Source organism: Burkholderia sp. BCC0322, assembly GCF_902833045.1.
In the GTDB taxonomy this organism is placed as follows: domain Bacteria; phylum Pseudomonadota; class Gammaproteobacteria; order Burkholderiales; family Burkholderiaceae; genus Burkholderia.
On sequence record NZ_CADFDU010000005.1, the window covers coordinates 240308 to 265192 of the forward strand.

General features: G+C 63.5%; 22 protein-coding genes and 3 pseudogenes. 16 read left to right on the forward strand and 9 right to left on the reverse strand.

Features of this window, described 5'->3' with window-relative positions:
* Positions 1-52 precede the first annotated feature (52 nt).
* Complete coding sequence (locus tag HWX39_RS16975; RefSeq protein ID WP_175969156.1) at positions 53-1291, forward strand: SfnB family sulfur acquisition oxidoreductase; 1239 nt, start codon at positions 53-55, stop codon at positions 1289-1291.
* A 200-nt stretch (positions 1292-1491) separates the two neighbouring features.
* Here HWX39_RS16975 and HWX39_RS16980 read toward each other — a convergent pair whose 3' ends face one another.
* Both HWX39_RS16980 and HWX39_RS16985 read right to left on the reverse strand, forming a co-directional pair.
* Positions 1492-1899: a DUF3224 domain-containing protein gene (locus tag HWX39_RS16980; protein WP_175969157.1), complete on the reverse strand. Its 408-nt coding sequence runs from the start codon at positions 1897-1899 to the stop codon at positions 1492-1494.
* Between the two features lie 150 nt (positions 1900-2049).
* Positions 2050-2880 (reverse strand): alpha/beta hydrolase, encoded by an 831-nt coding sequence (locus tag HWX39_RS16985; RefSeq protein ID WP_175969158.1) that lies wholly within the window; start codon positions 2878-2880, stop codon positions 2050-2052.
* A 168-nt stretch (positions 2881-3048) separates the two neighbouring features.
* Here HWX39_RS16985 and HWX39_RS16990 point away from each other — a divergent pair, with 168 nt between their 5' ends.
* From HWX39_RS16990 to HWX39_RS17005, 4 genes are all read left to right on the forward strand, one after another.
* Complete coding sequence (locus HWX39_RS16990) at positions 3049-3498, forward strand: MerR family transcriptional regulator (RefSeq protein WP_175969159.1); 450 nt, start codon at positions 3049-3051, stop codon at positions 3496-3498.
* Between the two features lie 176 nt (positions 3499-3674).
* The gene (locus HWX39_RS16995) at positions 3675-4592 is read left to right on the forward strand and encodes an acetoacetate decarboxylase (RefSeq protein WP_175969160.1); all 918 of its coding nucleotides are present in this window, start codon (positions 3675-3677) and stop codon (positions 4590-4592) included.
* Entirely contained in the window at positions 4570-5880 is a 1311-nt protein-coding gene (locus tag HWX39_RS17000; protein ID WP_244135030.1) for a saccharopine dehydrogenase NADP-binding domain-containing protein, read from the forward strand. The genes HWX39_RS16995 and HWX39_RS17000 overlap by 23 nt, the downstream gene beginning before the upstream one ends.
* Before the next feature lie 125 nt (positions 5881-6005).
* Positions 6006-6386, forward strand: a complete 381-nt coding sequence (locus HWX39_RS17005) for a MerR family transcriptional regulator (RefSeq protein ID WP_175969161.1) — start codon at positions 6006-6008, stop codon at positions 6384-6386.
* 128 nt (positions 6387-6514) lie between these two features.
* Here the strand turns inward: HWX39_RS17005 and HWX39_RS17010 are convergent, their stop codons facing one another.
* Entirely contained in the window at positions 6515-7198 is a 684-nt protein-coding gene (locus HWX39_RS17010) for a type 1 glutamine amidotransferase domain-containing protein (protein WP_175969162.1), read from the reverse strand.
* A 136-nt stretch (positions 7199-7334) separates the two neighbouring features.
* Entirely contained in the window at positions 7335-7988 is a 654-nt protein-coding gene (locus HWX39_RS17015; protein ID WP_175969163.1) for a TetR/AcrR family transcriptional regulator, read from the reverse strand.
* A gap of 99 nt (positions 7989-8087) precedes the next feature.
* Here HWX39_RS17015 and HWX39_RS17020 point away from each other — a divergent pair, with 99 nt between their 5' ends.
* Positions 8088-9563 carry a coniferyl aldehyde dehydrogenase gene (locus HWX39_RS17020; protein WP_175969164.1) on the forward strand — a complete coding sequence of 492 codons (1476 nt, stop codon included), beginning with the start codon at positions 8088-8090 and terminating at the stop codon, positions 9561-9563.
* Between the two features lie 123 nt (positions 9564-9686).
* Here the strand turns inward: HWX39_RS17020 and HWX39_RS36295 are convergent.
* Positions 9687-9812 (reverse strand): annotated as a pseudogene (locus HWX39_RS36295) (LysR family transcriptional regulator); the annotation flags it as partial.
* Here HWX39_RS36295 and HWX39_RS36825 point away from each other — a divergent pair.
* Positions 9796-9912, forward strand: a pseudogene (locus tag HWX39_RS36825) (FMN-dependent NADH-azoreductase); the annotation flags it as partial. The pseudogenes HWX39_RS36295 and HWX39_RS36825 overlap by 17 nt on opposite strands.
* Here HWX39_RS36825 and HWX39_RS17025 read toward each other — a convergent pair.
* Positions 9903-10520 (reverse strand): LysE family transporter, encoded by a 618-nt coding sequence (locus HWX39_RS17025; protein WP_175969165.1) that lies wholly within the window; start codon positions 10518-10520, stop codon positions 9903-9905. The pseudogene HWX39_RS36825 and the gene HWX39_RS17025 sit on opposite strands and share 10 nt — an antisense overlap.
* 67 nt (positions 10521-10587) lie before the next feature.
* On the opposite strand from HWX39_RS17025, the gene HWX39_RS17030 reads away from it, so the two are divergent.
* Complete coding sequence (locus HWX39_RS17030; protein ID WP_175969166.1) at positions 10588-11514, forward strand: LysR family transcriptional regulator; 927 nt, start codon at positions 10588-10590, stop codon at positions 11512-11514.
* Between the two features lie 104 nt (positions 11515-11618).
* On the opposite strand, the gene HWX39_RS17035 is transcribed toward HWX39_RS17030, so the two are convergent.
* Both HWX39_RS17035 and HWX39_RS17040 read right to left on the reverse strand, forming a co-directional pair.
* A complete protein-coding gene (locus HWX39_RS17035; RefSeq protein WP_175969167.1) occupies positions 11619-12638 on the reverse strand; it encodes an AraC family transcriptional regulator in 1020 nt (339 codons plus the stop codon).
* A gap of 13 nt (positions 12639-12651) precedes the next feature.
* On the reverse strand, positions 12652-13107 hold the full coding sequence (locus tag HWX39_RS17040; RefSeq protein WP_175969168.1) for a GNAT family N-acetyltransferase: 456 nt from the start codon (positions 13105-13107) through the stop codon (positions 12652-12654).
* Between the two features lie 451 nt (positions 13108-13558).
* Between HWX39_RS17040 and HWX39_RS17045 the strand changes: the two genes are divergently transcribed.
* The 7 genes and pseudogenes from HWX39_RS17045 (at position 13559) to HWX39_RS17075 (ending at position 20511) form a co-directional block, all read left to right on the forward strand.
* A complete protein-coding gene (locus HWX39_RS17045) occupies positions 13559-14428 on the forward strand; it encodes an ABC transporter permease (RefSeq protein ID WP_175969169.1) in 870 nt (289 codons plus the stop codon).
* Complete coding sequence (locus tag HWX39_RS17050) at positions 14415-15266, forward strand: ABC transporter permease (RefSeq protein WP_175969170.1); 852 nt, start codon at positions 14415-14417, stop codon at positions 15264-15266. The genes HWX39_RS17045 and HWX39_RS17050 overlap by 14 nt, the downstream gene beginning before the upstream one ends.
* Positions 15263-16294, forward strand: coding sequence for an extracellular solute-binding protein (locus HWX39_RS17055; protein WP_175969171.1), 1032 nt, complete (start codon positions 15263-15265; stop codon positions 16292-16294). Before HWX39_RS17050 ends, HWX39_RS17055 begins: the two co-directional genes overlap by 4 nt.
* A gap of 656 nt (positions 16295-16950) precedes the next feature.
* Positions 16951-17256 (forward strand): H-NS histone family protein, encoded by a 306-nt coding sequence (locus HWX39_RS17060; protein ID WP_175969172.1) that lies wholly within the window; start codon positions 16951-16953, stop codon positions 17254-17256.
* Between the two features lie 244 nt (positions 17257-17500).
* Positions 17501-18084, forward strand: a pseudogene (locus HWX39_RS36300) (DNA-binding protein).
* Between the two features lie 215 nt (positions 18085-18299).
* Positions 18300-19466, forward strand: coding sequence for a porin (locus tag HWX39_RS17070; RefSeq protein ID WP_175969389.1), 1167 nt, complete (start codon positions 18300-18302; stop codon positions 19464-19466).
* Positions 19467-19779: 313 nt separating this feature from the next.
* Positions 19780-20511 (forward strand): transporter substrate-binding domain-containing protein, encoded by a 732-nt coding sequence (locus HWX39_RS17075; RefSeq protein WP_175969174.1) that lies wholly within the window; start codon positions 19780-19782, stop codon positions 20509-20511.
* Between the two features lie 549 nt (positions 20512-21060).
* On the opposite strand, the gene HWX39_RS17080 is transcribed toward HWX39_RS17075, so the two are convergent.
* The gene (locus tag HWX39_RS17080) at positions 21061-21600 is read right to left on the reverse strand and encodes a cytochrome b/b6 domain-containing protein (RefSeq protein ID WP_175969175.1); all 540 of its coding nucleotides are present in this window, start codon (positions 21598-21600) and stop codon (positions 21061-21063) included.
* Between the two features lie 751 nt (positions 21601-22351).
* Between HWX39_RS17080 and HWX39_RS17085 the strand changes: the two genes are divergently transcribed.
* A complete protein-coding gene (locus HWX39_RS17085) occupies positions 22352-24865 on the forward strand; it encodes an EAL domain-containing protein (protein WP_175969176.1) in 2514 nt (837 codons plus the stop codon).
* The last annotated feature ends 20 nt before the right edge of the window (positions 24866-24885 follow it).

Below are 24885 nucleotides of genomic sequence, written 5' to 3' on the forward strand. Positions count from 1 at the left end.
CATGCGGGGCGCTGCTAGATTGAATCTTTCCGTCAATCAGCAGGAGAGCCCGATGTCAGAGACGAGCGCCACGATCCAGGAACGGCCGGCCGATACGCAACCTCAGGCGGCCCGCGTGATCGCCGACGACGCGCAGGCCATCGCGGCCGCGCATGCGCTTGCGCAGCGGCTCGCGGAAGGGGCGGCCGAGCGCGACCGGGCGCGCCGACTGCCGCACGACGAGATCGAATGGTTCTCGCAATCGGGGCTGTGGGCCATCACGGTGCCGAAGGCCTATGGCGGCGCGGGCGTATCGCATGTGACGCTGACGGAGGTCGTGAAGATCGTCGCGGCGGCCGATCCGTCGCTCGGGCAGTTGCCGCAAAATCATTTCGGGCTGGTCGACGTGATCGCGCTGACCGGCACCGACGCGCAGAAGCGTCACTTTTTCTCGGAAGTGCTGAGCGGCAAGCGGTTCGGCAACGGTTTTTCGGAGAAGGGCACGAAGCACGTGCTCGACCTGAAGACGCGCGTGCGGCGGGACGGCGACGATTACGTCGTCGACGGCACCAAGTTCTATTCGACCGGGGCGCTGTTCGCGCATTACGTGCCGGTGCTCGGCCTCGACGACGAGCGCCACGCGTGGCTCGCGTACATTCGCCAGCCGACGCCCGGGCTGACCGTGATCGACGACTGGTCGGGGTTCGGGCAGCGGACCACCGCGAGCGGCACCGTCGTGCTCGACGAGGTGCGCGTGCCTGCGTCGCACGTGCTGCCGGCCCAGCGCGTGTCGGATCTGCCGACGTTGAACGGCCCGCTGTCGCAGATCATCCAGGCCGCGATCGACGCGGGCATCGCGAAGGCCGCGCTCGACGATACGCTGGCGTTCGTGCGCACGCGCACGCGGCCGTGGGTCGACAGCGGCGTCGAGCGGGCGGCCGACGATCCGCTGACGATTCGCGAGATCGGGCACTTGCACATCCAGCTGCATGCGGCGGAGGCGCTGCTCGAGCGCGCGGCGCGTACGCTCGACGAGATCGCGGCGCGCGACGACGTGACCGAGGGCGATGTGGCGCGCGCGTCGGTGGCGGTGGGCGAGGCGAAGGTGTTGACGACGGAGATTGCGCTGCTCGCGGGCGAGAAGCTGTTCGAGCTGGCCGGCACGCAGTCGACGCTGGCCGAGCACAACCTCGACCGGCATTGGCGCAATGCACGCACGCACACGCTGCACGATCCGGTGCGCTGGAAATATCACCTCGTCGGCAACTACTACCTGAACGGCGTGCGGCCGGCGCGCCATGCGTGGAATTGAACGCGTGGCGACCGTGGTGTGATGGCTCGGCGAGGGTTGAGCGCATCGCCGCGGTCGAATGCCTCACGCGATCATGAGCGAACCCGGCAATGCGTTCGTCGAAGCGCAATCGCCGGGTATCGGGCGGATGAATGCTGCCAGGCGGGTGTGACTGTCACGTCGCGGCGACGCGATGAAGTCACCGCACCCGATGCGTCGGCTTACCGGGGCGAGTCAGGCAGCGTGTAGTCGAAGCGGTACGAATGCTGGCCGTTGTCGATGGCAATGGTCATCGAGCCTGAGAGCCCCAGCAATTCTCCGGTTCCGGAATCGGGCACGACGGTGATCGATTGCTGCGGCTGCCCGCGCGTCATCGTGGAGCTGTGCTGCAGGACAAAACTGCCGTGGCGGCCGCCCAGCGCACCTTGCACGGTTTCCATCGCCACATAGCCGGCGGAGCCCTGGACGCTGCTTCGAAACGCGAGCATCTCTCCCTGACTGACGGCTTCCAGGTCGCCGTGATACTGCTTGTCCAGCGACATGCGGCCGAGCCCGGCGTGTTCCGCGACGGTACTCAGGGATTCCGGATTCAGCTTCACTTCAAACGGACCATTGGCCAGCAATGTCATCGCAGCGCTCCTCGTCGAATGGGCAACCCGGACTATAAACCAGCCGGATTCCGCCGGAGTAACGGTTTGCGCGATAGGGCGGAATCGAATACGAATCGGACGGCCTTCAGCCGCGGCGGCAACTGAAGGTCGCGGTGGCGTTGTCGGCGTTCAGCTGCGGATGAACGCGAGCAGATCGGCGTTGATCGTCTCGGCGTTCGACGTGGGCATGCCATGCGGGAAGCCGGCATACGTCTTCAACGTGCTGTTCCTGGCCAGCTTCGCCGACAGGAGACCGGAGTCGGCATACGGGACGATCTGGTCGTCGTCGCCATGCATCACGAGAACGGGAATCGTGGTGCTTTTCAGGTCTTCGGTGAAGTCGGTCTGCGAGAACGCGACGATGCCGTCGTAGTGCGCCTTCGCGCTGCCCATCATGCCCTGCCGCCACCAGTTCCAGATCACGCCTTGCGACGGTTTTGCGCCGTCGCGGTTGTAGCCGTAGAACGGGCCGGCCGGGACGTCGTAGTAGAACTGAGCGCGGTTTGCCGCGAGTTGCGCCTGGAGGTTGTCGAACACCGCTTTCGGCAGGCCGCCCGGATTGCTGTCCGTCTGGACCATCAGCGGCGGAACGGCGCTGATCAGCACGGCCTTGGCGACGGGGTCTTCGCCGTGACGGGCGACATAGTGGATGACCTCGCCGCCGCCGGTCGAATGGCCGACGTGCACGGCGCCTTGCACGCCGAGGTGTTTCACGACCGCGGCGACGTCGTCCGCGTAGTGATCCATGCCATGACCGTCCCAGACCTGGCTGGAGCGCCCGTGGCCGCGACGGTCGTGCGCGATCACGCGGTAGCCCTGTGCGAGGAAGTAGAGCATCTGCGCATCCCAGTCGTCGGCGCTGAGCGGCCAGCCATGATGAAAGAAGATCACCTGGGCGTCGCGCGGGCCCCAGTCCTTGTAGAAGATGTCGACGCCATCCCTCGTTGTGACGTATCCCATGTCTGCTCCTGTTCGGTGGGCGATGTCGATCCGTGACGGTCCTGCCGTTCGCGGTGGTCGCCAGGCGGGCGCTGCGTACGCGGCGGCATCGGCCGTCCGCCTGCCTTGGCGATGCACTCACTCTAGGTTTAAAGTTAGGTTTAATGTCAATGCGCTGGCGAGGCAGGTATGAGAATTGGGGAGCTCGCGAAGCTCAGTGGCCTGACGGCATCGCGGATCCGTTTCTACGAGGCTGAAGGGCTGCTCACGGCCGTGGAGCGCGGCACGAATGGTTATCGCGACTACGGCGACGATGCGGTGTGGATGCTTGAGATCATCGCCAGCGCACAGAGCGCCGGGTTCTCGCTGGAGCAGATTCGCCATCTGCTGCCGGTGAAAGCCGGCAACTGGCAGCATGACGGGCTGGTGGAGGCACTCGAACGGAAAGTCGCCGAGATCGAGGCGATGCAGAAGCGCCTCAAGGAGAACAAGGCGCAGCTGCTGGTTGCGATCGACAGCATCAAGAACCGGCCGACCGAGCTGAACTGCTCGGAGCGTACGCGATGGGTGATGGACCGGTTGCGCAATTCGGGCGAGGTGTCGACATCCGGCAAGGGGCGTCGCACGGCCGTCAAATGATCCGACATCGGCGCGGCGAGCGCCTGCCGGTCGCCCGGACGCAATCCGACGTGCCCCTCTACGCGGGCCCTTGACCTTAAAGTTGACTTCAATCTTAGAGTGCTTGCTGACGGCAGTGAGTCAGCGGGCATCGGGTGTTGCCTGCCACGGTCGATCATCGACGAGAGGCGACGAACATGGAAAGGCGGTTGACACAGGTCGAATTCGGACCACACAAGGTCGACGTGCCCGAAGGCGGGTACTACGACCGGTTCCGGATGAACCCTGACCTCGACGAGGTGGCGCGCGATCCCGCGGCGGGGAACATCGACTTTTTCCGTCGGATTCCGAAGCGTCAGGTGGAGTCGAAGGTCGGCCCGACCTGGGCGCCGAATTTCTACTATCGTTCCAGCAGCATTCAGCTGCTGTTCCTCGCGCCGCTCGAACGCCTGCGGACCACGCTGCCGGTGCCGCTCGAGCCGCTGCGCGCGCTGCCCGGGTACGGGCTCGTCGCGCTGACCTTCTTCTCGTATTCGGTGTGCGACAACGATCCGTATGACGAAGTGTCGGTCGCGGTGGTGATCCGGCGGCCCGGCGCGACAGGGTCGCACGCGCTCGAGCTGATCGACTCGATGCGGCGTCGGAGCTTCTTTGCGCACGTCCTGGCGCTGCCGGTCACCACCGAAATCGCGCGGGTGCGCGGCGTGCACGGCTATCAACTGCCCAAGTGGCTCGCCGATATCGACGTGAACCTCGGCGCCACCGCCAGCGCCCGCATTGCCGGCCCGGGCGGCCGGCCGGACCTGAGCCTGAGCGTGCCGATGCCCGAGCTGACCCGCGTCGCGTCGCAGTCGCACATGGGCACGTCGACGATGATCAACCGCATCGACGGCGAATGGCACCAGACATGGGTGCAGACGAATGCGCTATCGTTCGCCCAGCGCCTGCTGCCGCGCAACGTCGAGCTCGTGCGGCACGGCGGTCCGTTGAGCCAGCTGCTCGACGGGCTGGGCGCGTCCACCATCCTGCGTCTCGACGTGGTGAAGGACGCGCAGCTGGTGCTGAACCTGCCGACTCCCTTGAAGGCCTTCGATGAACCCGGAAAGCAACGCTGACACCACGCAACGCCGCGGCACGCCGGCGCCGAAGGCGTCGCCCACGACCCGTCCGATCCACGATCTCGTCGTGTTCGGCGCCACCAGTTTCGTCGGGCAGATCCTGGCCCGCTACCTGTCGGAATACCTGTCGGGCTCCGGAGAGGCGCTGCGCTGGGCCATTGCCGGCCGCTCCGAGGCAAAGCTCAGGCAGGTCAGGGATACGCTGGGCGCGGCCGGGCAGTCGGTGCCGATCATCGTCGCCGACGCGGCCGACGAAGCGCAGCTTCGAGCGCTTTGCGCGCAGACGCGGGTGGTCGTGTCCACCGTCGGCCCCTACGCGCTTTACGGGGAGCCGCTGGTCAGGATCTGCGCGGAAACCGGCACCGACTACTGCGACCTTACCGGCGAGACGCAGTGGATCAAGCGGATGATCGACAAGTACGAGCCGGCGGCCCGGCAATCGGGCGCGCGCATCGTCCATTGCTGCGGCTTCGATTCGGTGCCGTCGGACATGGGGGTGTTCTTCCTGCAGCAACAGGCGCGACAGCAGTGGGGCATGCCGGCCACGCAAGTGAAGATGCGTGTCAGGACGCTGAAGGGCGGCGCGTCGGGCGGCACGGTGGCGAGCGTGATCAACGTCGTCCGGGAGGCCGCGGCCGATCCCGCGTTGCGCAGGGAACTGCTCGATCCTTATTCGCTGTGCCCGAAGGGGCATGGCTTCACGATGCGCCAGCATGCGGTGCGGTCCGCCGCGTTCGACCGCGACTTCGATGCGTGGATCGCGCCATTCGTGATGGCGGCGATCAACGAGCGTATCGCGCATCGCACCAATGCGCTTGCCGGCAACGCGTACGGCAGCCGCTTCACGTACGACGAAGCGGTGATGACGGGTACGGGCCTCAAGGGCCGCCTGACCGCGGTGACGATGGTGGCGGGCCTCGGCGCGTTCATGGCGGGTGTCGTCGTCAAGCCGGTGCGCAGCCTGATGGAGCGCTTCCTGCTGCCGAAACCCGGCGAGGGGCCGAGCGCTGCGGCACGACTGGCCGGCCGCTACGATCTGCGGTTCTTCGGCCGTGCCGACGACGGGAAGACCTTGCGGGTGAAAGTCACCGGCGACCGCGATCCGGGCTACGGCTCCACCGGCAAGATGCTCGGCCAGGCCGCGATCAGTCTCGCACTGGATTGCGCGGGCGACGGCGTCAAGACCGGTCGCGGCGGCGGCTTCTGGACCCCCGCGACGATGTTCGACACGCGCTACATCGAGCGCCTGGTTCGCCATGCGGGGTTGCGTTTCGAAGTGATTTGAGCGCGTGCCGTTCGCCATTCGACAGGAAGCCGATAAAGATCGGATTGCGAATCAATATCAGGAGACAGCTGACAGTCACGACGGGGCAGAGGGCCGGACACGATCCGGCCGGGGAGTATCGGAACATGAAGATCGGGGAACTGGCGGAACGCACCGGCGTGACCCCTTCGCGCATCCGCTTTTACGAACGCATCGGTCTGTTGACGCTCGTCGAGCGCGAAGCGAACGGCTATCGCACTTATCCGCAGGAAGCGGTGACGGTGCTCGATCTGATCACGGCCGCGCAGCAGGCGGATTTCAGTCTCGACGAGATTCGCACCTTGATCCCGGCCGACCTCGCGCAATGGCCATGCGATTCGTTGCTGGCTGCGCTGGGCCGCAAGGTGCAGGACATCGAGGCGCTCGAGGCGCAGCTCGCGCAGCGCAAGGCACGGATCCTGTCGAGGATCGCCGAAATCGCCGCGAAGCTGGAGTCGGTCGATTGTGCAACCCGTGCGCAACGATGACTGCCGCGGATTCCACCCGGGCATGCGGCGGATCGCGGAAGCGGTGACGCTGCAACGGTCGCCGTCGATCGTGGCGAAGCAGTTGTGCGCCGGTCGAGCGGCGCTTGAGCCGCCGCCGGCGCATCACGTCACAGCAACGCGACGACCTGTTCCGCGGTCGCTTTCGCCGACTGCGGATTCTGGCCGGTCACCAGGCGGCCGTCGACGACGACGTTCGACGTGAACGGCAGCAGCGCCTTCTCGTAGCGCGCGCCGCGCTGCTGCATCTGCTGCTCGACGTTGTAGGGCACCTTCTTCGCGACGCCGGCCAGGATTTCCTCCAACCACGAATAGCCGGTGATCCGGCGGCCGGCAACCAGCAGCGAGCCGTCCGACAGCCTCGTGTTCAACAGCCCGCAGTAGCCGTGACAGACCGACGACACGATGCCGCCGCGCTCGTAGATCTCGCGCGTGAGCCGCTGCAACCCCGCATCATCCGGGTAGTCCCACATCACCGCATGGCCGCCGGTGAAGTAGATCGCATCGAAATCGGCCGGATCGATCTCGTCAGGGCGCGCGGTGCTGGCCAGCAGCGCCGCGTTGGCCGGGTCGGCGCGCCACGCCTTCGCGGCGGCGTCCACATGCGGCCATTTGAGCGAGCGCGGCTCCAGCGGCGACACGCCGCCCTTGGGGCTCACGAGCTGCTGCTCATAGCCTTTCGCCGCGAAGATGTGATGGGCATGCGTCAGCTCGGACAGCCACAGGCCGGTCGGTTGCGACGGATCGGCATAGTGCGCGACGTTGCTGACGACGTGGAGGATGCGCTTGCTCATGATACGGTTTCCCTTTCATCGGCCACGGGCGGGCGGGCGTCGTCGACGCACCGCCGGATTGTCGGATGGCAGTACCCATACCCATGACCTCGACAGGCTGCCGAGGCAAACCATAACCTTGAAGCAAAGTTGAAGGTCAAGGCCTTTTCGTTTTCGCCGCCTTCGCGGGATTCGCGGGCAGCACGAGTCCGTCCAGCAACGTGGTCAGCGCATCCTCGATCGCGTGATCGCCGACCTTCTCGCGCACCAGCCGCCCGTCGATCACCAGCATCGTCAGGCCATGCAGGTGCGCCCAGCAGGCGGTCGCCTGGCCGAGCGCCGGGCGCGGGCGGATCGTGCCGGCGCGCTGGCCGCGCTCCAGGATGTCGACGACCAGCAGGAACGGCGCCTGCACGCGCGGATCGAGATGGATGTCCGTGGGCTCCCCGGCATCCGCGGCAAACATCAGTCGATAGAGATCCGGGTTGCGCTGCCCGAACGCGAGATGGGCGTAGGCCAGTGCGAGCAGTACGTCCGGTGCGTGCGCCGCGGGATCGACGGACGCGACGAGGTCGTCGTGCAGCCGGTCGAAGCCGATCAGCGCGAGTTCGTGCAGCAACGCGGCCTTGTCCGGGAAATGCCGGTATGGCGCCGAGTGGCTGACGTTCGCGCGCCGCGCGATTTCGCGCAGCGTGAACTGCCAGCCCTGTTGCTCGTGCAGCGTGTCGAGCGCCGTTTCGATGATCGCGCGACGCAGATCCCCGTGGTGATAAGCCCTTTGCCCGGCGTCCGCATCCCCATCCGACGACATCGCGTTGCTCCTATGTTGACAGGGAACACATTGTGGTCCTATGATCCGCCGCATGCAAGTTGACAGTGTCTACATTGACGCAACCTCGTGAGGTGCACCATGGCCGTTTTCGCGGAATCCAGCTCGAGCTTCGACCCGGCGGTGTTGCTGGCCCGCCAGCGCAACGCGTTTGTCAGCGAGGGGCCGCCGAGCATGCAGCAGCGCAAGGCCCGGCTCGCGCGGCTGCGCGCCGTGGTGCTCGCGTATCGCCGCGAACTGGAGGAGGCGGTCAGCGCCGATTTCGGGCACCGCTCGCGACACGAGACCGCGATCATGGAACTGGTCGGCGTGATCCAGGCGATCGACTACCTGACGCGCAACCTTCGCCGCTTCATGAAGCCGCAGCGCCGGCACGTCGGGATTTTCTATCGGGCCGGGCAGGCGCACGTCGAATACCAGCCGTTGGGTGTCATCGGCGTGATGGCGCCGTGGAACTACCCGTTCGCGCTCACGTTCATTCCGCTGGCCACCGCGCTGGCCGCGGGCAACCGCGCGATGCTCAAGCCATCCGAACTGACGCCGCGCACCAGCGAGGTGATGCGCCGGATGCTCGCGGAGACCTTCCCGAGCGAAGAAGTCGCGGTCGTGCTCGGCGGCCCGGAAGTCGGCGCCGCCTTCAGCGGCTTGCCGTTCGACCATCTGCTGTTCACCGGCAGCACGCAGGTGGGCCGCAAGGTCATGAAGGCGGCCAGCGACAATCTGGTGCCGGTGACGCTCGAACTCGGCGGCAAGAGCCCGGCGATCGTCGCGAGAGGGCACGTCGACGGCCGGACGATGTCCAGCATCGTGTTCGGCAAGCTGTCGAACGGCGGGCAGACCTGCGTCGCGCCGGATTACGCGCTGGTGCATGAAGACGACCTCGACGCGTTCATCGCGCAATACGATGCGGCCGTCGCGCGCTTCTACCCGGACGGGCCGACCAGCCCGGACTACACGTCGATCGTCAGCGACCGGCATTACGATCGCCTGAAACGTCTCGTCGACGAAGCACGCAGCCAAGGCGCACGCGTGATCGAGGCGGGCGTGAACCCGCAGCAGGCGGCCACCCGCAAGCGGACGCTCGCGCCCACGCTGATCGTCGGGGCCGGCGACGATACGACCGTCATGCAGGAAGAGATCTTCGGGCCGATCCTGCCGGTGCGCACCTATCGCACGATCGACGAAGTCGTCGACTACGTGAATGCGCGTCCGCGGCCGCTCGCGCTGTATTACTTCGGCGCGCGGGACAGCGACTGCGCGTCGTTGCTGACGCGCACCACGTCGGGCAATGTCGGCATCAACAACACGCTCCTGCATGTCGCGCAGGAAGACCTGCCGTTCGGCGGCGTCGGTCCGAGCGGGATGGGGGCGTATCACGGCATCGAGGGATTCCGCGCGATGAGCCATGCCAAGGGCGTGTTCGCGCTGGGGCGCTGGAACCTGCCGAGCCTGCTGCGCGCGCCGTTCGGCAAGCTCGCGGATCTGTCGCTGGCGGCGCTGCTCGGGCGGAGCCGGGAACCGGAGGGCGTGCGGGCGGGATTGACCGCGAAGCGCTGAGACCGGCGGCGCACCGCGCCCGGCGCGCAGCGGTTTCGCAAGCAGCGCGCCGTGGGGGGGCGAACGCGAATGCGTCGGCGAGTGCGTGGTTCGGACCTCAACCGCGAACGATGCCCACCAAGGCTTGTTGCGCGTGCCTGCCCCGTTGCGCATGGCGGTTTCATCGCAAATCGTCGCGGTGAATTCGACGGCGGCCGGCATCGCCGCGCCATGCATCATCACGAATTCCATTTCCGGCAGCGCCGGCAAGCTGGCCGGAAAAACGGCGGCGGTGATCCATGTGCGCGGGCTTGGTTATCAGTCGCCGGGCTCGTTCACGCAAGCGGCCGGATTCGATCTTCAGCGCCCGCCGCGTGCGATGGCGAGCGCGACGCCGAAGCCGACGAGCAGACAACCGAAGGTGCGGTCGATCCAGTGGCGCAGTGCCAGCAGCCGATCGCGGACGGCCGTCGCGGAGAAGCACAGGGCCACCAGGCTGAACCAGCCGGCATGCGCGACGGCGATGAACGCGCCGTAGCCGATCTGCACGATCAACGGCGTGTCCGGCCGCACGGCCTGCATGAACAGGCTGACGATGAACACCGTGGTCTTGGGGTTCAGCGCATTGGTCAGGAAGCCGGTGCGCAGCGCGGCCAGATCGGATAGCGGTGCGGCCGGTGCATCCGGCTGCCCGTTGCCGGCCTTCGTCATGAGCATCTTCACGCCGAGGTAGATCAGGTAGATCGCGCCGACCAGCTTGACGGCATTGAAGAGCCACAGGGACTGGCGGATCAGCAGGCCGACGCCCAGCAGCGTGTAACTCACGTGAATCGTCACGCCGAGCCCGATACCCAGCGCGGTGAGCACGCCCGAACGGCGCGACAGCATCAGGCTGTTGCGCGTGACCATCGCGAAATCCGGCCCCGGGCTGATCACGGCAAGCAGTGTGATGGTGACTACAACTATCAACTCGGTCATCGTCTTGTCCTTGCGATTGATGGCTTGATGGCCCAATCTTATGGATCATGTTCCATCGGGAAAAGCGATGATTTCTGACCAGAATGGTGAGATTGACTCACAATCGGTTCGCGTGAACCTGCCTTCGCTGATGGCGCTGCGTTGCTTCGAGGCGGCGGCGCGTCACGAGAACTTCAGCCGTGCTGCCGACGAACTGTGCTTGACCCATGGCGCGGTGAGCCGCGCGGTGCGATTGCTCGAGGGCGACCTGGGCGTGGCGCTGTTTCTGCGGCGCAGCCGTCGCGTGTTTCTGACCGATGCGGGCCGCAAGCTGGCGCAGGCCGTCCATGAAGGGCTCGGGCTGATGCGGCACGCCGCGCAGGAATTGCGTACCGAGGCTGCCCGGGCGCGGCGCTGGGTTCTGTCGTGCGAGCCGACGCTTCTGATGCGCTGGCTGATTCCGCGCTGGCCGGATTTTCAGGAGCGGTATGCAGGCGTCGACATTCACCTGGCGGCCGCGGGTGGCCCGTTTTCATTCGACAGCGGCATCGACATGGCGATTCGACGCAATGACTTTGCGTGGCCAGCGGGTTATCACGCGGAGCGGCTGTTCGCGGAGAAGATCGGGCCGGTTTGCCGGCCGGACAAGGTCGATGCGTGGTTTTCCGCGCGTCGCGGCGATCGTTCATTGAAGAAGGACGCGCCGCGGTTGCATACGCGGACACGGCCGGACGCATGGAAGGAATGGGCGGTGGCGGCGAATCAGCCGGTGGCGGGCGGGCGCGGGCAGGTGTTCGACCATTTCTACTTCAGCCTGCAGGCGGCGGTCGCGGGGCTCGGTGTCGCCATGGGTCCGTGGCATCTCGTTCGCGATGATATCGAAAGCGGTGTGCTGGTCGCGCCGATGGGGTTCGTCGAGGATGGCTCGCATTACTGCTTGTTGACGCCGGAACCGGTGGCGGCGGGGAGTGCGCAGGCGGAGTTGCTGGGGTGGTTGAGGGCGGTGGTTGGATGAAGGGCGGCTGGCGACGTGTGCGATCGGCTGCCGCCTTGACGATCTTGCGAAGCCGCATGTGCCGCGACTCGATCGCGTGGGTCGTACAGACAATCTTCCGGATGTCATCCAGTCGCTTCTTTCGACCAACGCTTCATCGCCCGGCTGAATGCGGATGTGTTTTTATACCCCAATCGCGCAGCAATCTCCTTGATCGAATATTCCTTTTTGGAAAGATATTGCGACGTCAGGTCTTGACGTACAAGGTTGTGCATGGCGCTGAACGACGTTCCCATTTCCTGGAGTTTGCGCTGCAAGCTGCGCAGTGACAGTCCGAGCGCGCTGGAAAAATCGGCGATGTCTTGACACGCGGGGTTGTCATACATCAGGCCGAGCAGTCGTCCGATGAGGTCCGACGGGACCCAGTGCGCCAGTTCGAATTCGCGCTTTGCGCACGCCTTTTTTGCCAATTCGAATTCTATCGGGTGTGCGAGCGGAAGCGCGGTCTCAAGCGTTGATCGATCGAACTCAAGAAAATTTTCGCTGGAATTGAATTCGATCGGGCAGTTGAAATAGGCACGATAAGATTCCACGTGCGGGGGCTCCGGATAAGAAAATCCTATCCTCAGGAACGCCGGATACTTGCCGATCAAATCATGCATCTCCCGGCGAATGGCGGTGAAAACCATGTCGGTATTCAAAACAAGGAGATCCGAGCGATAGGTATACCCGCCAACCGCGATCCTGGCCACATCGCCCCTCGTCGTCATCCTCATTCTGAAATAACTGATCCCCAGCAATGGATGCTCGAAGCCCAGGCGCAGCGCGTCACCCAGCGTCGGGCTCACCAGCATCGCGTGGGCCCGCAGGCCGTACGATGTCACCGGGATCGCGTTTCCGATATGAAGCCCGATCGCGGTGTCGCCGGTTGCCTCGAGTGCATTCGCAAACAGCACCATTTCCTGCGCATGCGTGACCATTGCGTTGGGTCGCTCGACGTCCGAGGGGGAAATGCCCGTGCCTCTCAGCAGGACGTCGACGGGAACCCCCATACGCTTCATGAAGTCGAGCGTGACGAAGATGGTGTGAAGCGGCGCGGGACGTTGCGCTGCAGTGCGGTGACTGACGTCGGCTACCGGCTTCATTTGACGCCTTGGATCACGCATTTCCGAGCGACTTCGTAAACACGACCTGGCATCCATACTCGTCCAGTTCGCCGCGCTTCCACCCGAGACGCTGGTAGAAGCCATCGGCTCGCGAGCCTGGATCGGTCACGAGCGTGACTTGCGCCACGCCCTTCTCCTTCAACCACGTCAGCGCACGGTCGAGCAACGCGCGGCCGATGCCGGCGTCATGGAATGACGGCCTCACAAACAATGCAGTGATGAACGGCTTTTCGGTGATGACCGGCAGGCAGATCCCGACCACCTCATCACGAGATTCACAAATCCAGCCGCCTCCCTGCCTGATTTTCTCGATCAAGAGGTTGCGGTTGAGCAGGTGAACCTGGTGAGGATGGATTCTATTCTCGCTCACGGAGAATCGCACGTCATAAAAAGCGCCGATGTCGCGCTCGGTCATTCGGCGGTATTCCAGCTTCTCAGCAATGGCCATATTCGATATCGTTTCTCATCTCGTTATATGAAATATACGCGGTACGACTTAGGCAACTATCTCACGATTTTTGCAATTCCACCAACGATCATGACGCGGGAGCGGGATAGCTATCGACATGTGCCGCCGCGGACGGCCGTCGGCGTGGGGCGCGGCACCCGGCGACCGTTCATGGTGGTCTGGCGATTGGCCAATAATTTAATATCCCTACGATCACAATTGCACTAATTAGTGAATTTCCGTATCTGAAATAATTTGCCAAAAAATACCGAATGCCAAATTTATAATTTCATTGTCGCTCACGGGTAACACTTTGGCGCGAACGGCACGGGCAACCCCTGTAAATGAAGCAGTCAATTTGATACGCTTCCTGCCAATCGAACCGACCGATTTGAGGTTATTGGTAGTGCGCCAAGTCCCTATAGTCCACCTGCTGAAATCATGGCGGAAGATGTATAACCCGGCGGTGGCCGTCATGGTCGCGGGTGTTGTGCTTCCGATGATCGTCCTGGCAGTGGTCTCGCTCAGCGTGCCGCTCGACTTCGGCGGCGTTGCGTGGGGCAACTTCACTGCTCGGGCGTACGAGCGGGTTGTCTTCGATCGGGACTTTGATGGGTCGTTTGTCGTTCAGCGGGGGTATCTCGCCATTTTCGCGCGGTCGATGGCCATGGCCCTGCTGACCACCGCGGGATGTCTGTTGATCGGATTCCCGACGGCGCTTTTCATGGCGACGCGCCCGCGGAAGTGGAAAGCCGCGTTGCTGATCTTGATCACGATCCCGTTCTGGACCTGCGTCGTCGTCCAGATGTACGGGTGGATCATCATCATCGCGGACAACGGCCTGGTGAATCAGATATTGACCAGGGCGGGCCTCATGCAAGGCCCGCTCGGCCTGCTCTATACCGATCTCGCGACGGTGATCGGCCTCGTCTATGCGTTCACGCCATTCATGATCCTGCCGATCTTCGCGGCGCTCGATGATCTCGACTGGCGGTTGGTCGAAGCGGCCTACGATCTGGGCGCACACAAGCCGGCCGCGCTTGCCCATGTCGTCGTGCCGTGCTGCCGGCCGGGCATCATGGCGGGCGTCGGCCTCGTCTTCGTTCCGGCACTGGGTTCCTATACGATCCCGGGTTTGCTCGGTGGCAACCATGCTTTCATGATCGGCAACTTGATCGATTTCCAGTTCGCCGGTGGACGGGATTGGCCTTTGGGCGCTGCCATGTCGTTTGCATTGCTCGCCGTCGTGCTTCTGGCGATGCTCGTGTCTCGACTGGGCGTGCTCTTTCAACGACAGGAGCGCGTTCATGAGTTCGCGTGAACTGCGCCGGTTTCCGTTGACCCGTCCAATCGCATTCGCGGTGTTGTTGTTCCTCTATCTGCCGATGCTGATCGTGATAGGGATGAGCTTCAACGTCGGTCAGTCGGCCCTCATATGGGACGGGTTCGGTATCCGTGGTTACGTGGAAGCCTGGTCTGATCCGACCTTGGTCCGCGCCGCGAAGAACTCGCTGCTGCTGGCGTTGGCGTCGATGGTGCTTTCCACCACGCTTGCGACGAGTGCAGCGGTCGCCTGGTGGTCGCGAAGCGATCGGCGCGGTTTCGACCCGGCGGGACTTCTCATCGCGCTTCCTCTGGCAATACCCGAAATCGTGCTAGCGATCGCCACCATGATGCTGTTCTCGATGTTCGGGACCGAGTCCGCATTTGGCGTCGTCCTGTTCGCGCATGTGGTCTTTTGCGTGCCGCTTGCTTACCTGCCGATCAAAGCCAGGCTCAAGCGGATCGATCGCACCTTGCTCGAGGCCGCCGCGGACCTGTCAGCCACACCCTGGGCGGCGTTTCGGCACATCACCTTGCCTTTGGCGCTGCCCGGCATCGTCGCAGGGGCGCTGCTGTCGTTCGTCGCGTCGATGAATGACTACGTCACCAGTTACTTTCTCGCCGGGGCCGGCATGACCACGCTGCCAATGTACATCTTCAGTGCGATGAAGATCGGGATCACGCCCAAGGTCAGTGCGGTCTCGACCGTCGTCATCGGCCTTTCGTCGGTGCAGCTGATCGCGGTCTGGCTCATCGGTGCTCGAGGTAAAAAAAGATCCACGCCCACGCAATCCGAGATACATCACGCAAATCTCCAAGCAATAGGAACAGTATGAAAAAAACAATCGGGGCGATGCTGCTCCTTGCCGCTGTGACGACGCAGGCTGCCGAGCTTCATATCGGAAGCTGGCCGGGCATCCTGCCTGCGAACCTGATCAAGAAGTTCGAGACGGATACCGGGATCGAGACGACGCTGGACACCTATGCGAGCGATGCCGCACTGACCCAGAAACTGCAGGCGGGAGGCGGCGGCTACGACGTCGTGGTGGCCGGCGACTATTACGTCCCGGTGCTCGTGAAATCCGGCCTGTTGCTCAAGCTCGACAAGAGCAAGTTGCCGAATATCGCAAACATCAAGCCGGAATACCGTCATCCGGCATTCGATTCTCAGCGGGACTACGCGATGCCCTTTACGATCGTCCTGACCGGGTTTGCGTATGACAGCGCGCGCGTGCCGGGCGGCAGGCTCGACGATAGCTGGAAATCCTTTTTCGAGCCCCCCGCGGCACTGCGCGGCCAGATCGGCGCTCTGGACGTCGAGGAGGAGTTGTACATGGCCGCGAGCTGGTATCTGGGGCAGGACGAATGCACCGAGCGGCCCGAGGATGCGAAGCGCGTGCTTGACGTCCTGCAGAAGCAGAAGCCGTTCGTGAAGACATACAGCAACGACGGAACGATCGACCGTCTCGCGTCCAGGCAAATCACCGTTCAGCACATCTGGAATGGTGCCGCTGCGCGCGCACAGGATCGTCTGGCGAGCATCCGATTCGTGTATCCGAAAGAGGGCGTCCGGTTGTTCATGGATAGTCTGCTTATCCCGGCGAAAGCGCGGAACGTCGAATCGGCCTACAAGTTCGTCGACTGGATGATGCGGCCTGAAAATATCGCGCTGGTGACGAACGCGATTCGGTACAACAACGAGATCATCGGGTCGGAGCGCTACGTTGATCCTGCGCTGCTGAACAACCCCGCGACCAAGATGCCCGAGCAATACAAGGATAGGCTCAAACCGTACAAGATGTGCTCGCCTGCGGCGATTCAGCTACGCAACAAGGTCTGGCTGAAGTTGAAGGGAAATCAATGAGAAGTGCTGGAGCTTGCTGACTTCCTGAATGAATCCTCGCTGCATGTTGCCGAAATCAGGCAGTGACGCGTCGGAAGCGGCCGTAGACGATGCCGCGAACATCGTCTACGGCCTGAGCTTGGCGTACACATTGAGAGACCACCATGGCTGACCGCATACTCTGGCACTGTCGACCTGCCGAAACGCATGGCGTAGGCACGCCCGTGCGTCCCTCGGCACGAATCGCCGGATGCGATCGTCGACTACAGGAACCCTTGAACAGGCGGGGGGGGGGACACAAGCATCCCGGTGCCGACGGGCGCGCGGGCGCAGCGAGCGCGTCTTTGCACTTTCTCCGGTCGATCGAGCCTGGAATTCCATCTGGATCCCACTGTCGTAGCGCTTGCGCGCTCGGCATGCGGCCGGGTCATCAAGCAGCGAACGGACCAGCTTGTTCCGGTAAGAACAATTAGCCTCAGTTGCCGGCCCCGCCTGGCTTCTGCGACGCGTTAGCGCTCGGCGCAGGGCGCTCGCGATCGCCCCTCTCGATCGCGCTTTTTATTCCGAACGGCCATTGCGTTCGTTCGGTTAAGTATATTAAGCATGACGAATAATATTGAACTATGACGGTTGCAAATCGACCCGTTCAAAACATTGCACAAACCAAAGGAACCGAGATGTCGACCTACCTGGAGCTGAAAGCCAAGATGCGTACACTTCAAGCTCAGGTGGAACTTGCGCGCAAGAATGAAATGGAGAACGCCGTAAAGGACGTCCAGAAAGTCATTGCCGAGTTCAATCTGAGGCCTGAGGATTTGTTTGCCGGGATTCAATGTGTGTCGTGTCGGGTCAGGCGTCGCGCACCGGCGATCGCGAAATATCGGGACCCTGTGTCAGGCGCTGTCTGGAGTGGACGTGGACGGACACCGCGTTGGATTGCCGGACAAGATCGGGAGAAGTTTTTGATCCGCACGCCGACATAGCGGCATACAGGTTTCGGTGCATCCCAAACATTCGACCGCAAGGTGCCTGGCCCGCCTCGCTGCTCGGGAGTTTCCGGCGTCAGCTCGCTACCTGGATCGATGCCGGGCGAGCCGTGCATCAGAGTGACGGCACGGATTCCCCTGATGCTTTGTCTTGGCGCCGGTTCCTATTAGGGAAATCCCGGTAAAGCTCAGGGTTATCAAACGCGATTAACTTATATCAAACAAATTTTGACGACGATTTATGTTCCTGATATGGTTTTTCGCACCTGCAAAGCGCGGCCCGGTTGCGTTGGCGCTCGGTAAAAAGGTCGGCGTCCTTCGCCGGCGGCTGAACCGGACGCGCAATCGGCCTGCCATGGCGGCCGGTATTTCCAGGCCGTGTTGTCGTGCGCGTCGAGCGTGGTTCGGCTTCGTCATCGCTGACCGCGCGCGTGGGTATGGCGCGAGCATGGAACGTGACGATGCCGTGCTTCTTCGAAATGCCATCGAAGAAACGTTCGGTTTCGCGCGGTGATTCGCTCGGGTTCTTCGGCTGCGTGGATTTGGCACATATGCTCGTCCGGATCACGAATTCGGTGGCAGGACGTCAGTTCGAGTGAATTCTCGGGTGCTGGCCTATAGGCAAGACGCGCCCGGAAGTCGCCACTCAGGGGCGAGTCCCTTTGCGTGATCGACGGGGCGGTATTGCTGGAACTGGAAGGCAACGTGTTTGTGCTGCTTCAAGGCGGTTCGGCATGTTATCAATCCGCGTCGCCGTGGAACTGGAGCGGCAACGGAAGCAGGAAAGCGGCTTTCGTCCAGGCAGGGACGCCGCGATGGTTCTAATCGAGAAATTGCCGGACAGGTCGAGATGCGAGGCGCCTTCCTGCATGAAATTTTGAGGACGACGAAATGATTGAGTCAGATACGCCGATCTGGAGAACATGACGCCGGCCGTTGCGGCTCGAGACGACGCGCAGGCCGTGCGCCGTCATCTGCATCCGAATACAACAAAAACCGTTTCAAACAATCCCGAAACCACTCCTGACAGTGAAATACCGATGAAAAACAAGAAAATCAAGGTCAGCGTTATCGCTGTTGCCGCCTTCGCAGCATCGTCGGCAGCAATGGCACAGTCGTCGATCACCCTGTACGGCATGCTCGATGCGGGTATCGGCTACACGTCGAACATCAATGGCCACAAGCGGTTCGGCCTCGACGGTGGTGCCGCAGGTTCGAACAAGTGGGGCCTCAGGGGGACGGAAGATCTCGGTGGCGGCCTCAAGGCAATCTTCAAGATCGAAAACGGCTTCAACATCGGTACAGGCGGCATAGGCGGCCAGGGGCCCATCGGTTCCACGCGTTCGCTATTCAACCGCCAGGCTTACGTATCCCTCGCTTCCGATCAGTACGGTACCGTGCGTCTGGGGCGCCAGCTCGACGCGGTGACGGAAATGGTTCAGGTCCTGACGGGCGACGCCATTTCGGCGTCGACATTCTCGACCCCGGGCGACGTGGACAACAACGACAACACGACGAACCAGAACAGCGCCGTGAAGTATATTTCGCCGCTCATCCATGGCTTCCAGGCTGAAGGCGCGTACTCGTTCGGCGGCGTTGCGGGTTCGATGGGTTCGGGACAATCGTGGTCGGTGGCTGCGAACTACGCCCAGGGTGGTCTGACGGTCGCCGGCGGCTACTTCCATGCCGCGAACCAGGGTGAGAACGGGTGGATGAACGCAACAGCGCAACCGAGTTTCGGTGGGGCGCTGGGCTATCCGAGTTCGGGTTACAACGGCGGCAATGCGTTCAAGAGCGCGGGCATCGCACAAGTCGCGACTCAATACCAGATTGGCCCGTACACGGCCGGCTTGCGCTACTCGAATGCTCAGTACCAGGGCAACGCTGGCCAGCCGTCGATCCACTTCAACGTGTTGGGCGCTCTCCTGCAGTACCAGGTCACCCCGGCGCTGTCGCTGGCGACCGGGTACACGTACGTCTACGGTTCCGCAGCCACGCCCACGCTGGCTGCTCAAGGCCGCACGATGGCGTCGATCAACCAGGTGTCGCTGGGGGCGACGTACTCGCTGTCGAAGAGCACCGCGTTGTACGCGATGGGCGGGTACGTTCATGCTCAGGGCGCTCAGGCTTCGGTTGCCGACTTTGGCAACACCGCATCGGGCGGCAACCAGGTTCAAGTCAACATCGGCATGTACCACGGCTTCTGATCGCCGGCGCGGAAGTCCGGAGTAGTGGCTGCACTACTCCGGCAAAGCGGCACTCTGCTGACCGCGCTTCACCTCGAGCGGGTGTCCTGAGCTGAAAATTCCTCTCGTTGATCGTTCGTCCTGCAGGCAGTGACGAAGGGATTGCTTGACGAGACGGTCATCCCGCATCGGCACCGCGACCAGCGGCGAATGGCGGCGCCTGGGCGATGCGCACGGCTCCGGACGACTCCGAGGAGACACCTGCCTCACCCGGTAGAATGATCGGCACTCCGCTCTGGATGCGGCCGCCGTTCCCATTTCGCGAGGCCTGGCGATGAAGGTGACGATTGCGTACATCGACGAACCCCCTTTTGGATGGACGGAACCCGGAGGTGGCGCCACCGGCGCCGACCTTGAATTGGCCGATGCCATTCTTCGGGCGATCGGCGTCACGCAGATCGAGCATCGACCGACGACGTTCAGTGAATTGCTGCCCGGCGTTGCGACCGGGCGCTGGGACATGAACGTTCCGCTCTTCGTCACGCCTGAACGCGCCGAAACGGTGGCGTTCAGCGTGCCCGTATGGGGGATCGGAGACGGCTTTCTGGTTCGGGCCGGAAATCCGAAAGGCCTCGACAGCTATGCGTCACTGGCCAAATGCGCCGACGCCCGCCTCGGCATCATTGCCGGACAGGTTCAGCACGACTCGGCGAAAGCGGCGGGCGTAAGCGGGGACCAGATAGTCATGTTCGCGCAACAAGCCGACGCGATCGATGCGGTCCTCTCCGGAGAAATCGACGCATATGCGAGTACCGCCGTCGGAAATCGCATCGTGGCGAATCGGATCGGCGGTTCCGCGCTCGAGGCCGTGCCGCACGTGCGGGGAACGGCGGATCAGCAACAGGGGCTCCCGCTCGGCGCGTTCTCGTTCAACCCGCGGGACAGCGATCTGCTCGAGGCGGTCAACAGGCAACTCCGTGCGTACCTGGGTTCGCCGGACCATCGAGCCAGAATGGCGGCATTCGGCCTGACGCAGAGCGAGATCGATCCCGCACTCGCGCAGTGAGCATGAAGCGGGCGTCGACCGGCGGCGGCCGAACGGCAACGCCAGATCGATGGCTGACGTGTCAGTGCCGCTCTGCCGATGATCGATTTCAGGCCAATCCTTTTCAGGCAGGCGAGCCGCGAGCGTGGCGTGCTGAGCAGGAAGCACGCGTTGCCTGACAGCCTCCGTTGATCTGCCGCACCGTCGCCCGTTTGCGCGTCATTCGAACTGATGCCGTATCGGTCGTCGGGTTGCGTTTCTTCGTCGTATTTCATGGAGCGATCGGCGATATCGGGCAGACGGAAGATCCGTATTCGCTAAAGGTAACGACGATCCCTGGCGGACCGCATGGAAAATGGATCTCCAGGGCATCGTGGCGTGCTGAGCAGACTGGGTCAACGTGCCTTGTCCGCGCAAGGCTTCACCAATGGCACGGACGAGCAGCCCGCAAAGTATGCTGCTTCCGGAAACGCACCAGGCAAACCCGCAGAGGATGAAGGGGGCGCACCCAGCCAGCGTGACCGATGTTCAAGGTGCCGCCTCGGGCGAACGTCAACCGCCGCGCCGCGTTCAGATCCCCATCCGCTCCGCGACACCGTCCCGATCGACGAACTTGTGTTTCAGCCCGGCCGCGACGTGCATGACCAGCAGCAAGCCAAGCGTCAGCACCAGCGCGCGATGCAGTGCATCGGTCAGGAGCCGCAGCGGTTCGTCGCGGCCGACCAGCACCGGCAATTCCGCGATTCCGAAGAAACTGACCGGATGGGCGCCAGCGAGGCGGTGCACGTAGCCGGTCAGCGGCACGAGAAACAGCAGCAGGTACAGCACGCCGTGCAGCGCACCGGCGATCCGCGCCTGCCACGCCGGCACGCTGGCCGGCAGCGGCGGCGGTGTATGCGTCGCACGCCACGCGAGGCGTGGCACGGTCAGCATGAAAATGAGGCTGCCGATCGACGCGTGATAGAACAGGATGCTGTTGAACCGGGACGAGTTGTGCGGAAATGTATCCATGTAGATCCCGATCAACAGGTTCGACAGGATCAAGATTGCGATCGACCAGTGCATGGCGATCGCGAAGCGTGTGTAGGCGACGTGGTCAGGGCGTGACATTGCGGTCTCTCCGTTGCGGTGGGGCGTAGTGCACCGGCTCGTTCGGCGTGGTGAGCGGCGCGATGCCCCGATATACCGGAGCCGGCTGGGTTTTATTCCCGCGGGACGAATCGGTGCCGTTTTTTTCGTGTGGAAGGCAATCGAAATGTCTTGAAAGGTTTGCGGTGTTCTTGGCGGCGTTGCGCCGGCCGCAATACCCGAAACGCATGAAGTGCGGTTTGTTTCGGCTCGGCCATCACCGACGTTCGACGGACATGCCAACGGTCGCTTGCCGTCACGGCGCCCGTTTTTCCGCGAGCGGGATCGCCCGGGCCTACGACGCAGCGCCGAACACGATGACGCATCGCGCCGCTTGCGTAGATCGCGGGAGCCGGGTGGGGCGGCGACGTCGCCGGAGAGTCGACATGTCGCCCGGTCCGCAGCCGCTCGACTTGACGGCGCGCAGCCCGAATATCGTCGCGGCACTCAACTCTTGTCCAAATCTGTCGTTAACTCAGGGCGGCTGCCCCTGCAAGGGCAGGGCTCCGGCGTCTGGGTCCGCCGGACCAGGGATCGTCAAATGCGGCATCGAGGCCAATGTGCCGCGCTCGCCGCCACGACGCTTCAAACGATGGATCGATTCCCGTTTGCGAGTTCGATGAGTGCGCAACCATTCGAGGCAAGTGAGATCGCACCGTGCTTGTCGCCGCGGGCGAGTCCGCAGGTTGCCGAATCGGAGTGCGCCGGCAGTTTTTTTCGTCTTGGTTAGAGAATGTATCCGAGCAGCTACGATGTTCCGATTGCGCGCCTCGTCGCGCGTCAGATTCTGTCCTGCGCGCCCGCCACGCCGGTGCGGGAGGTCGCACGACGCATGTTCGCCGAGCGTTGCAGCTCGATCGTCGTGATGGAGGATGAGCAGGTCGTCGGGATCTGGACCGAGCGTGATGCGCTGTCTGCCGGCGACGAACCGCATGCGCTCGATCGGCCCGTCAGCGAGGTGATGAGCCGCCCGGTGCTGACGCTCGAGGCCAATACGCCGCTGGGTGAAGCCGCGATGAAGTTCAAGCAGTCGGGCGTGCGGCACTTCGTGGTGGTTCGCGATGGCGCCGTGATCGGCGTGCTGACGCAGACCGACGTCGTCGTGAACCAGGGGCCGGAATTCTTCCTGCACCTGAAGCCGATCGAATCGATCCGCGTCCATCCGCCCGTTGTGGTGCACGAACAGGTTGCGCTGCACGAGGTCGTCGCACGGATGCGTGCGCAACGGCTCGATGCGATCCTCGTCGGCTACGACGACGGCGAGCACGGCATCCTCACCGAACGGGACATCGTCCGGCTCCTGGCGGACGGCGGGGTGCGAGGCGCGGTCGGGGCCTACGCGAGCAAGCCGCTGCAGATGCTGACCGCGAAGCAGAGCCTGTATGCGGCGCAGCGCTTCATGACCGAGCACAATATGCGGCACGTCGGCATTCAGGACGAGGCGGGCAGGCTGGCCGGGCTGCTCTGTTTCGCGGACGTGCTGCAGAGCATTGAGCACGAATACGCGAACGAGCTGCGCAGCGCGTTGCGCGAGCGCGACGAAGCGCTGGGTCTCGCTCGCTTCAACCTGCGCATGGCGGATCGGGTGTTCGAATCGGCGCTCGAAGGCATCATGGTGACCGACCGGCACGCGAAGATCGAGCGCGTCAACCAGGCCTTCACGCGCCTGACCGGATACACCGAGGACGAAGTGGTCGGGCGCAATCCGGCCCTGCTGAGTTCCGGGCGCCAGACGGCAGATTTCTACCAGCGGCTCTGGCATTCGCTGACGACCGATGGCCACTGGCAAGGCGAAATCTGGAATCGCCGCAAGACCGGCGAGCTGTTTCTCGAATACCTGACGATTACCAGCATTCGCGACAACGATGGCGAGATCTCGCACTATGCGGCGATCTTCTCCGACATCACGCAGCGGCGCCAGGCGGAGGAGCGGCTGGGCTATCTCGCCACGCACGACGTGCTCACCGATCTCGCGAACCGGGCGCTGTTCGAGGAGCGGCTCGCGCACGCGATCGTTCAAGCGAAGCGGCTCGGCCGCAAGGTCGCGGTGATGTACCTCGATCTCGACCGTTTCAAGCTGGTCAACGACACACTCGGCCACAACGCCGGCGACGAGGTGCTGAAGATGGTCGCGGGGCGCATCGTCTCGACCGTGCGCGCGAACGACACGGTGGCGCGCATGGGCGGCGACGAATTCGCACTCGTGCTCGAGGAGCTCGACGATGTCCGCGACGTCGGGCGAGTGGCACGCAAGCTGCTGGACGAAGTGGGGCGGGCGATCGATATCGGTGGTCGCGAGATCTTCGTGACGCCGAGCGTCGGCATCAGCATCTATCCGGACGACGGCACCGAGGCGGAGCACCTGATCCTGCTCGCGGACCAGGCGATGTACGGCGCGAAGAGCCGGGGCAGGAACGTGTTCCAGTTCTTCGAAAACAAGATGACGTCGTCGGCGATGGAGCAGCTGGAGACGCTCGGCGAACTGCACCGCGCGCTCGAGCAGAACGAATTCCGCCTGTTCTACCAGCCGCAATACGATCTGGCCAGCGGCCGGATCGTCGGTGTGGAGGCGCTGTTGCGGTGGATGCATCCGCGCAAGGGCCTGGTGCCGCCGGGCGACTTCATCGGGCTCGCGGAGCGATCGGCGCTGATCGTTCCGATCGGCCGGTGGGTGCTGCGCGAGGCCTGCCGGCAGGCGCGCCGCTGGCTCGACGAGGGCTTCGAGTTCGGGCGTGTGTCGGTGAACGTGTCGGCAAGGCAGTGCTTCACGGACCATTTTCTCAGCGACCTGACGACCATCCTCAGCGAAACCGCATTGCCGGCCGAATGCCTGCAGCTCGAGTTGCTCGAAAGCATGGCGATGAACACTCGCGAGGAAATCGGCATCCTGCTGCGCGAGCTGGCGACGCGGGGCATCAGCCTGGCGATCGACGATTTCGGTACGGGTTATTCGTCGCTGGTCTATCTGAAGGATCTGCCCGTCGATACGCTGAAGATCGATCGGTCGTTTCTCACGGGTTGCGGTTCAGGCAGCACGGACGACGCGATCGTGCGCGCGATCGTTGCGATGGGGCGCGCGCTGGGGCTTGATGTCGTGATGGAGGGCGTCGAGACCGAAAAGCAGTTGGCTTTCCTGCGGGAGATCGGCTGCCACCAGGTGCAGGGCTTCCTGTTCGCGCGGCCGCAGCCTGCCGAACAGCTGGTCGGGCTCTCGTCGCGCGTCGGCACCGAATTGCTGACCGAGTGAGTCGGTTGCCGACGCACGCG